The organism is Phenylobacterium sp., from assembly GCF_044358365.1.
Classification (GTDB): Bacteria; Pseudomonadota; Alphaproteobacteria; order Caulobacterales; family Caulobacteraceae; genus Phenylobacterium.
In genome coordinates, this window is sequence record NZ_JBIKNZ010000002.1 from 125,942 (window position 1) to 132,587 (window position 6,646).

At 62.7% G+C, this 6,646-nt stretch carries 6 protein-coding genes; 4 read left to right on the top strand and 2 right to left on the bottom strand.

What is annotated here, in order from left to right:
- Positions 1 to 74 precede the first annotated feature (74 nt).
- Both ACIQ3B_RS01400 and ACIQ3B_RS01405 read left to right on the top strand, forming a co-directional pair.
- Positions 75 to 1,376 carry a UDP-glucose dehydrogenase family protein gene (locus tag ACIQ3B_RS01400; RefSeq protein ID WP_397399420.1) on the top strand — a complete coding sequence of 434 codons (1,302 nt, stop codon included), beginning with the start codon at positions 75 to 77 and terminating at the stop codon, positions 1,374 to 1,376.
- Between the two features lie 11 nt (positions 1,377 to 1,387).
- A complete protein-coding gene (locus ACIQ3B_RS01405; RefSeq protein WP_397399422.1) occupies positions 1,388 to 1,912 on the top strand; it encodes a DUF6886 family protein in 525 nt (174 codons plus the stop codon).
- On the opposite strand, the gene ACIQ3B_RS01410 is transcribed toward ACIQ3B_RS01405, so the two are convergent.
- Both ACIQ3B_RS01410 and glmM read right to left on the bottom strand, forming a co-directional pair.
- Positions 1,909 to 2,070, bottom strand: coding sequence for a hypothetical protein (locus ACIQ3B_RS01410; RefSeq protein WP_397399425.1), 162 nt, complete (start codon positions 2,068 to 2,070; stop codon positions 1,909 to 1,911). The genes ACIQ3B_RS01405 and ACIQ3B_RS01410 overlap by 4 nt on opposite strands.
- A 118-nt stretch (positions 2,071 to 2,188) precedes the next feature.
- Positions 2,189 to 3,541: a phosphoglucosamine mutase gene (gene glmM, locus ACIQ3B_RS01415; protein ID WP_397399427.1), complete on the bottom strand. Its 1,353-nt coding sequence runs from the start codon at positions 3,539 to 3,541 to the stop codon at positions 2,189 to 2,191.
- Positions 3,542 to 3,679: 138 nt separating this feature from the next.
- On the opposite strand from glmM, the gene glmS reads away from it, so the two are divergent.
- Positions 3,680 to 5,494: a glutamine--fructose-6-phosphate transaminase (isomerizing) gene (gene glmS / locus ACIQ3B_RS01420; RefSeq protein ID WP_397399429.1), complete on the top strand. Its 1,815-nt coding sequence runs from the start codon at positions 3,680 to 3,682 to the stop codon at positions 5,492 to 5,494.
- Between the two features lie 222 nt (positions 5,495 to 5,716).
- On the top strand, positions 5,717 to 6,586 hold the full coding sequence (locus ACIQ3B_RS01425; RefSeq protein WP_397399431.1) for a UTP--glucose-1-phosphate uridylyltransferase: 870 nt from the start codon (positions 5,717 to 5,719) through the stop codon (positions 6,584 to 6,586).
- The last annotated feature ends 60 nt before the right edge of the window (positions 6,587 to 6,646 follow it).

Here is a 6,646-nt window from a genome sequence, read left to right on the forward strand (position 1 = left end):
CGCCAGGGACGGCGCCGCATCTGTACTGACGTTGTGGTTCGCCCCGGGGGAGCCGCGTTCCAGGAGAGTTGATTATGCGCGTGGCGATGATCGGGACGGGGTACGTGGGCCTCGTCAGCGGGGCCTGTTTTGCCGATTTTGGCCACACGGTGACCTGCATCGACAAGGACGCCGCAAAGATCGCGCACCTGAAGTCCGGTGGGATTCCCATCTATGAACCAGGTCTGGATCTGCTGGTGGCCGCCAACGTCAAGGCGGGCCGCCTGTTCTTCGACACGGATGCGACCCAGGCAATCCGCGAGGCCGACGCGGTGTTCATTGGCGTTGGCACGCCGTCGCGGCGCGGCGATGGCTATGCGGACCTTTCCTACGTCTACGCCGCCGCCGAGGAAATCGCGGGTCTTGTTCAGGGCTTCACGGTGGTGGTCACCAAGTCCACGGTGCCAGTTGGAACCGGCGACGAAATCGAGTCCATTTTCAAAAGGGTGCGCCCCGACGCCGATGTCGCCATCGTCTCAAATCCCGAGTTCCTGCGTGAAGGCGCCGCCATCGAGGACTTCAAGCGGCCGGACAGGGTGGTGGTCGGAACCACCGAGCCGCGCGCCCAGGAGATCATGCGCGAGCTCTACCGCCCGCTCTATCTCAATGAGACGCCAATCCTGTTCACCAGCCGCCGGACGTCGGAGTTGATCAAATACGCCGCCAACGCCTATCTGGCGCTGAAGATCACTTACATCAATGAAATGGCCGACCTTTGCGAAGCCGTCGGCGCCGACGTCCAGCAGGTGGCCCGTGGCATTGGTCTGGACGGTCGGATCGGTGGAAAATTCCTCAACGCCGGTCCGGGCTACGGAGGCTCTTGTTTCCCGAAGGACACCCTGGCGTTGGTGCGGACCGCGCGTGACGCCGGAGCGCCGCTGGAACTGGTCGAAACGACGGTCAAGGTCAATGACGAGCGCAAGCGGGCCATGGCGCGCAAGGTGATCAAGGCCGCCGACGGCGATCTCAAGGGAAAGACCGTGGGCATTCTTGGCCTGACCTTCAAACCCAACACCGACGACATGCGCGATGCGCCTTCGCTGGCAATCATTCCGACCCTGCTGGACAAGGGCGCCCGCGTTCAGGCCTTTGATCCGGAGGGTGAGGAAGCCAAACATCTGTTACCCGGGGTCAGCTTTAAGGACGACCCCTATGCCGTGGCACAGGGCGCAGATGTCCTGGTCATCATCACAGAGTGGGACCAGTTCCGGGCGCTCGATCTTGATCGGATCAAGACTCTGATGAACAAGCCGGTCCTGGTGGACATGCGCAACATCTACAAGCCCGCCGACATGCGCTCGCGCGGGTTTGCCTATACGAGCATTGGCCGCGAGTAAGCGCAGATCCCGTGCGTCCACGCCTCTTTCATGTGAGCGAGGATTCGACGATTGCCCGGTTCGAGCCGAGACCGGTTCCCTCGCCAGATTCGGGCATCGCGGGTCTGGCCGTCTGGGCCGTCGCCGAAAGTTACCTGCCAAACTATCTTTTGCCGCGCGATTGCCCCCGTGTCTGCTTCCGGGCAGGTCCGAACACCTCCCGGCTCGACAGGGATCGATTTCTGGGCGCAGCAGATCGGATCGTCGCCTTCGAGGCGGCTTGGCTCGACCGCGTCCGAGCGGTGAAACTTGCGCTTTATGGGATGCCTGGGGACGTCTTCGAGGAGGTCCTGCCTCACGCCGGCTACTGGATTTCGCGCAGGACTTTAGAGCCGTCGGGCGTGGGGATTGTGGATGACGCCCTGTCGACAATCGTCATGTCAGGAACAGAGGTCCGGATTCTGCAGGACTTCTGGACGCTGAGTGACGCGGTCGCAGCGTCTACGATGCAGTTCTCGATCATCCGGAAACGGGGCGCTCAGTCCAGACGCGGCTAGAGGCCCTGGCCGTATAGATGAAAGATCGTCTGGAAGAGCCAAGCTGCGCCAGCCCAGAAGGCCAGGCCCAGTATTCCAACGAAGGCGAGACAGGCAATCGAACGGGCGGGCCGCTCCATCTGCCGCGCCGCGCCGCCAAATGCGAGGTCACGTCGCATAATTCCTCCCAAGCACTCTTGTTACCATCAAGCCGGATCGAGCCGGTTGAATGTGACGATGCTGACACAGGAATTTGAGATTGGATAGAGACTTCGTTACAGGATTTTCATCCTGTTCTCAGGCCGCAGCTTTCTTTACCGCGCCAGCGATATCCTTGACCACCTGACGGACCAGCCCCGCATCGTCGCCCTCGGCCATGATGCGGATCAGCGGTTCGGTCCCGGAGGCCCTTACGACAAGCCTTCCGGAGCCGTTGAGACGCTGTTCGGCCTCGGCCAGGACGGCCTTAACCTCCGCGTCCTCCAGAGGCTTTCCGCCGGCAAACCGGACATTCTCCAGCAGTTGCGGGACCGGTTCGAACTGGCGCGCCAACGCACTCATCGGACGGTCGCTTTCCTTGAGTACCGCCAGCACCTGCAGGGCGGCCAACAAGCCATCGCCTGTCGTCGAATAGTCCGACAGGATCATGTGGCCCGACTGTTCGCCGCCCAGATTGAACCCGCCTTCGCGCATTCGCACCATGACCGCGCGGTCGCCCACAGCGGTGCGCTCAAGTTTCAGTTTGCGCTCGGCCAGGAACCTTTCAAGACCGAGATTGGACATCACCGTGGCCACCACGCCGCCGCCGCTCAGGCGGTTGCTGCGCGACCAACTGTCAGCGATCAGGGCCATGATCTGATCACCGTCGACCAGCCGGCCGGTCTCGTCGCAGATCAACAGGCGGTCAGCGTCACCGTCCAGGGCGATGCCAATGTCGGCGCGAAACTCCCGGACCGCCTGAACCATCGCGGCAGGATGAGTAGATCCACAATCAGCGTTGATATTGGTGCCATTGGGATCGACGCCCACCTTGATCACGTCGGCGCCCAGTTCGTAGAGCACGACCGGCGCCACCTTGTAGGCCGCGCCGTTGGCGCAATCGATCACGACACGCAGACCGGAGAGGCTTAGGCGCCTCGGAAACGTGGCCTTGGCGATTTCCACATAGCGCGCCTGCGAGTCTTCCACGCGGGCCACGCGACCCAGCGCGGTAGGCGGCGCCAGTCCCTCCGCCAGCCCTTGATCCATAAGAGCTTCGATCTGCAGCTCCTTCTCGTCGGACAGCTTGTAGCCGTCCGGCCCAAAGAGCTTGATGCCATTGTCGACATAGGCGTTGTGGGAGGCTGAAATCATGACGCCGAGATCAGCTCTCAAGGATCGGGTCATCATTGCGACGCCCGGCGTGGGCATCGGACCCAGGAGCCGCACGTCCATGCCCACGCTGGCGAATCCGGCGACCAGCGCCGGTTCCACCATATATCCTGACAGCCGGGTGTCCTTGCCGATCACCACAAGATGCCGCCGATCATCCTCTGACTTGAAGACCTTGCCGGCCGCCATGCCGACGCGGAGCGCGACCTCGGCGGTCATGGGATGGCTATTGGCCTGGCCGCGAATACCGTCCGTGCCGAAATAGGTGCGATCGCTCATAGTTTGCTCGTCGGATAGGGATCTGGAAACGATCCGAAACTGAGATTTAGTCGACGGTAGTCCATCGGATGCTAAAGCCGCCTTATCAGGCGCGAAACCAGTCAGGTCTCGCCCGACTATAGAGAAAGTCTCGGCCCTATGTGCGGCATTATCGGCATTGTTGGGACCTCCTCCGTTCAGGACCGGCTGATCGAGAGTCTCAAGCGTCTCGAGTACCGGGGTTACGATTCGGCAGGGATTGCCGGATTCACTGGCAACGGCGTCGAGCGCCGACGTGCCGCCGGCAAACTGAAGAACCTTGAGGCGTTGCTGGCTGGTGACCCGCTGGAAGCTACTGTGGGCATTGGCCATACCCGTTGGGCCACCCACGGCCCACCCACCGAGGGCAACGCCCACCCTCACCGCTCCGGCCGCGTGACCCTGGTGCACAATGGCATCATCGAGAACTTCGGAGAACTCAAGGCCGAGTTGCAGGCTGCGGGCCACATCTTCGAGACGGATACCGACACAGAGGTAGTGGCCCACCTGCTGGATGTCGAACTCGCCGACAAGCCCCCCGCCGAGGCCTTCAAGGCGACTCTCGACCGGGTGCGCGGGGCCTTCGCCCTCGTCGTGATGATCGCTGGCGAGCCCGGCCTGCTGATGGGAACGCGCCGGGGTCCGCCGTTGATCGTAGGCTATGGACAGGGGGAGATGTTCCTTGGGTCTGACGCCCTGGCGGTGGGGCCGTTCACAAACCGGATCGCCTATCTGGAAGACGGCGATTTTGTGATCATCGACCACAAGTCCGCGCGGGTCTTCAATGAGGCTGGCAAGCCGGTGACGCGTGCCGCGCAAACGGTGCCCCAGTCCGCAACACTGATGGAGAAGGGCAATTATCGGCACTTCATGGAGAAGGAAATCCATGACCAGCCCGAAGGCTGCCAGCGCACGATCGCGGCCTATGTCGACACACTGACCGGCCGTACCGCCATCCCGGGCGGGATCGAGTTCGCCAAGCTGGACCGGATCCAGATCGTTGGATGCGGCACAGCCTACTACGCGGGTCTGCTTGGCAAGTACCTGATCGAGCGGCTGGCCGGTCTGCCGGTCGACGTGGAGGTGGCCTCGGAGTTCCGCTATCGGGAGCCAGCGCTGAACGCAGGCTCTTTGGTTATTGCGATTTCGCAGTCTGGCGAGACAGCCGATACCCTGGCGGCCCTTCGCTATTGCCAGGCCAAAGGCATGAGAAGCGCCGCGGTGGTCAATGCGGTGGGATCCACCATGGCCCGCGAGGTCGACGTGGTGTGGCCAATCCACTGCGGAATCGAGATCGGGGTCGCTTCTACCAAGGCCTTTACGGCGCAGGTCAGCGTGCTGACCGCCCTGGCGGTGGCCGCGGCCCGGGCCCGCGGGCGGATCGATGCAACCGAGGAGCAGCGGTTGGTCCAGGTCATGCTGGAGGCGCCGCGCCTGATGGCCGAGGCCGCCTTGACCGAAGACGCGATCCGCAAACTGGCCCCGGAACTGGCTCGCGCGCGGGATGTTCTCTACCTGGGACGGGGCCCGATGTTCCCATTGGCGCTGGAAGGCGCATTAAAACTAAAGGAAATCAGTTATATCCATGCGGAGGGTTATGCTGCTGGCGAATTGAAGCACGGCCCCATCGCCCTGATCGACGAGGCGACGCCTACCATCGTTATCGCCCCCAGCGATCCTCTGATGGAAAAGACCCTGGCCAACATGAGCGAGGTGGCCGCGCGAGGCGGCCCGATCATCCTGATCACGGACGCCGAGGGGGCGAAGCACGTCTTGCCGGATATGAAGGTTATAGTCGGGCCCGCCTGCGACCCCTTCATCGCACCGCTGGTTTATTCGCCGCCGATACAGCTGCTGGCCTACTACGTGGCGGTTCACAAAGGCGCCGATGTGGATCAGCCGCGCAATCTAGCGAAATCCGTCACGGTCGAATAGCCAATCACCCAAAAGAAAACGGTCGCAACGGAGGCGCGGCCGTTCCCGGATTTTATTCGAAACTGTATGGCTTACTTAGCGGCGGGCGCCTCGGCAGGCTAAGCAGCTAGGGCGTTTCGGCATCGTGCTCTGGGACAAGCCGTCAGAAAGTGAGGGCCAGATGCCCCGCAGCACTTTAGGCAGTAGCGCGCCGCAACTTGGCGCAAGGGGAACCGAAACATCATGGGCGCACGTGTTCGCAAAGCCGTCTTGCCGGTGGCCGGGCTGGGGACCCGGGTGCTTCCGGGAGCCAAAACCACTCCCAAGAACCTGTTGAACGTCGTCGATCGGCCGATCCTGTCCTATGTGGTTGAGGAGGCCCGAGCCGCTGGCATTGAGCATTTCGTCTTCATCGTCGGACGCGGCCAGGGCGCCATCGAGGACTACTTTGATACGAACCCGGAGATCGAGGGCATCCTTGAGGCCAAAGGCAAGCTGGATATCCTCGCAGACGTACGCCGCGACCTTCCACAGCCGGGCCAGATGAGTTTCATCCGCCAGATGGCGCCCCTGGGGCTCGGGCATGCGGTCTGGTGCGCCCGCGACGTGATCGGCGACGAGCCCTTCGCCGTGATGTTGCCGGATATGCTGATGATGGCCCGCACTTCGGCCCTGGCGCAGGCAGTGAGCGCCTATGAACAGGTCGGCGGCAACATCGTGGTGGTCGAACCCGCCCCGGCGGGCGAAGCCCACAAATACGGCATCGTCGCGCTGGACGGGCAGGAAGGTCGCCTGAACCGCATGACCGGCATGGTCGAGAAGCCAGCGCCAGGGACAGAGCCTTCCAACCTCTTCATCTCGGGCCGATACGTCCTCCAGCCGGAGATCTTCCAGATCCTGGAGACTCAGGAACGCGGGGCGGGCGGGGAGATCCAGCTCACCGACGGCATGTTCAATCTGATGAAGACACAGGATTTCCACGCCCTGGAATATGAAGGGACCACCTACGACTGTGGCGACAAACTGGGGCTCCTGCGAGCGAACGTCGCCTTCGCGCTGGCGCGGCCGGAATTGGCCGACGCGGCCCGCCAAGCGATCCGGGAGCTGCTGTAGCCCTTGCGCCTGTTTGTCTTCGGCTATGGATTCTCGGGTCGGGCCGCGGCGAGGCGCCTC